The 2,790-nt window shown below is 62.2% G+C and carries 4 protein-coding genes and 1 pseudogene; all 5 read right to left on the bottom strand.

Going from position 1 to position 2,790, the window contains the following annotated elements:
• Nucleotides 1-260: pseudogene (locus VSS37_RS07015) on the bottom strand (hypothetical protein); the annotation flags it as partial.
• 103 nt (nucleotides 261-363) lie between these two features.
• The gene (locus VSS37_RS07010; RefSeq protein ID WP_324694092.1) at nucleotides 364-1,329 is read right to left on the bottom strand and encodes an nSTAND1 domain-containing NTPase; all 966 of its coding nucleotides are present in this window, start codon (nucleotides 1,327-1,329) and stop codon (nucleotides 364-366) included.
• 1 nt (nucleotide 1,330) lies between these two features.
• Complete coding sequence (locus VSS37_RS07005; RefSeq protein WP_324694091.1) at nucleotides 1,331-1,474, bottom strand: hypothetical protein; 144 nt, start codon at nucleotides 1,472-1,474, stop codon at nucleotides 1,331-1,333.
• Entirely contained in the window at nucleotides 1,474-1,806 is a 333-nt protein-coding gene (locus VSS37_RS07000; protein WP_324694090.1) for a hypothetical protein, read from the bottom strand. The genes VSS37_RS07005 and VSS37_RS07000 overlap by 1 nt, the downstream gene beginning before the upstream one ends.
• Nucleotides 1,743-2,594 (bottom strand): hypothetical protein, encoded by an 852-nt coding sequence (locus VSS37_RS06995; RefSeq protein WP_324694089.1) that lies wholly within the window; start codon nucleotides 2,592-2,594, stop codon nucleotides 1,743-1,745. The genes VSS37_RS07000 and VSS37_RS06995 overlap by 64 nt, the downstream gene beginning before the upstream one ends.
• Nucleotides 2,595-2,790 lie beyond the last annotated feature (196 nt).

Genomic DNA, 2,790 nt, shown 5'->3' with positions numbered 1-2,790 from the left:
GCATCTAGCGCCTCGCCGGCATCTAGCGCCTCGCCGGCATCTAGCGCCTCGCCGGCATCTAGCGCCTCGCCGGACGACAACTCGGCAAGACCCTGGCGAATCGTTTTGGGATCACAGACCAATAACCGTGCGATGTACTCCTGACCGCCAGGGCCTAACCGGACTGCTTCAACTGCCGCGTAGCGGCGACGGTCACGCTCGTTGAGTGAATGGTAGAATCGCCGCATCTGGTCTGCTACGACTGCGGGGTAATCGTCCAACTGGCTACTCCTGATAGCAAAGGGTAGGGCTATTTTCCTCTATCCAGCGCGGCAGGAAAACCGGGAAGTTATTTCGGGACAGTTCCTAAGAGGGTGTCCGGTTTTACTTGACCAGAACAATATCCAGCGGCTCCTCACCACCGGCCGCCTGCCATACATCCCAGGTGCGCATCAGCACATGCTGCAACACCGGCAGGTCATCGCGGGTGTCGAGATTTTCGTTCAGCAGCCGGTCGACCAGACGCGGCGCAATCCGCGCGCCCGCCAACTGCACCGGATAGGTAATGACCTCCTGCCGCTGGCTGCGGGTCAGGCGCGGCGCCAGAAACTGGCTCTGGTTGATCGCTTCCGGCAGCCCGTAAAACGCATCGCAATCGCCCAGAAAATCCGAGCGCATGGTCAGGCACACATACACCGGCAGCACATCCTGCCGCGCCAGCGCCAGCAGCAGCCCCACGAACTCCTCCGCCTCCTGCCGCTGCGCCGCCCTGCCCTGCTCCAGCCCGAAACGGAACAGCTCTTCAAACTGATCCACCAGCACAAACAGGTTGGCGTCGCTGTCGGCCAGGTAGGGGGTCAGCAGGTCGAGAATCGCCCGGGAGCCTTGTTCGCGGATGGCGGAGAGCAGCTCCCCGGAATTCCCCCCCATCCCCAGCCCTTCCCCCGCAAGGGGTGAAGGGAGCGAAGAATCAGAAGAACGATCTAACGACGCCCCCTCTTGTTCCTTCACCCCTTGCGGGGGAAGGTCAGGATGGGGGGTATTCTTCGGCAAAACCGCCAGCAAGCTTTCCACCAGATTCCCCAGCGGCGCTTCCCCCGGCTTCATCCGCGCCACCAGCCACTGGTCGCGGTGCTGCACCAGGAAACCGGCCTCCAGTTGCGGAATCAGCCCGGCGCGGACCAGCGAGGATTTGCCGGAGCCGGAGCTTCCCACCACCGCCACGAACCGGCGCTGGTGCAACTGCCGCAACAAGGTCTTGACCTGTTCGCCGCGCCCGAAGTAGTAGAGGCTGTCGCTGCTTTCGAAAGGGCGCAGGCCGACGAAGGGGTTCTGGCGCGTCTCCGTCATGTCAGCGCCCTCCCCTGTGGTTGAACAGCGGCTCCAGCACGCTGTCGTCGATGCTTGGCGAACCGGAATTGTCCAGGCAGTTGATGCGGATCAGCGAGGGAAATTTCCGCAACGCCCGCTGACCGGGTGATTCCGGCAACATCATCAGCCAAATGGCGTCCAGCCCGGCGCACCGGCATTGAACTGGTCAAGCGCCGTCTTGAAGGCGACCTCGATGCGCTTTTCCACCCACTTGGGGGCGACCCTGCCGAACATGATGATCAGGTGCTGCACTTCCCGCACCGCCTGCTCGAAGGTCTCCAGGCTCCTGACCGGGTCGCTGGTTTCCTGGTTGAACGCCACTTCCAGCTCACGTCTGGCCAGTTTCGCCCCCAGTTCAAACGCATGAAACAGGTCTTTCTGGTGCGTGTCGATCAGGAACCGGGCAGGATTGCCGCCCGCCTCCGCCTCCGCCGCAACCCGTTCCAGCTCCTGCATGATCTGGTCAATGAACGCCTTCCGCGAACTGCGCACGAAATGGAAACCGCTGGCCTCACGCTTGCCATGCTCCATTTCATGCAGCCATGCGGCTTGCTGTTCATCTTCAATATCCTCCGCCAGAAGGGTGTCAGGAACCCACACCAGCGCGGCGTCGCGCGGCCTCGCGCCATGCCCGCCTGCATGCGCGGAAAGGTCATGCCGTCCATGCCATCCATGACCCGCCCGCCCCACTGATCCAGCAAATGGATGCAAAGGCTGGCCTGCTCCAGCGTGTCCGCCAGTTTCTGGTTATGTTCGCTGGCGTCATACGGCGGCGGCAGCGCGGGCAGAATGATCGCCTTGTCGCCAATTTCGGTGATCAGGTGCCGCCGGAACGGTTGCAGGGTGTCGGCCACATCGGCCAGAAACACCTTGGGGCGGCGCTCATCCGGCGGGTCGCCGCCGACCTCAGGGGCGGGAGTTGGTTGCAACTGGTTCAGCGCCTCCATCGTCCGCGCCGCCGCTTCCACCAGTGACAGCACAGCCTTGCCGAACGCCGCGTCCTGCAATGTCAATGGGTAGCCGAACTGGCCGCTCTTGTCCGGCTCGTCATGCAGCCTGAAGCCTACCAAGCCTTGCAGCTCCTGCGGCCATTGTGGATGAGGGATATTGTTGAGCAGGACATTGAACAGCCGCGACGCATTGCCGACCATCACGCCGTTGCGGGCGCGCTGGTTATGTTGCAGGAACCATTGCAGCTCCTTGCGGCAATAATCCGAACGTTGATAGTTGTGGGAATGCAGCACCAGAAACAGAGCCGTCTTGTGGAGGCTTTCCTCAATTTCGGCGTCAAACCGGGTATTGCCGCTCAGGCCCTGATCGTCGAACTAGATTGCCAGCCCCTTGAGGCCACGCCGCTTGACCAGCCAGTCTTCCAGGTATTGGCGGAATTGCGAAACCCAGCCCACCGTTTCACCCGGCAATACCACATTGTCATCCCGC

It is taken from the genome of Candidatus Thiothrix phosphatis (genome assembly GCF_035668035.1).
GTDB lineage: Bacteria > Pseudomonadota > Gammaproteobacteria > Thiotrichales > Thiotrichaceae > Thiothrix > Thiothrix phosphatis.
This window is presented reverse-complemented; position numbering and strand designations above follow the sequence as displayed.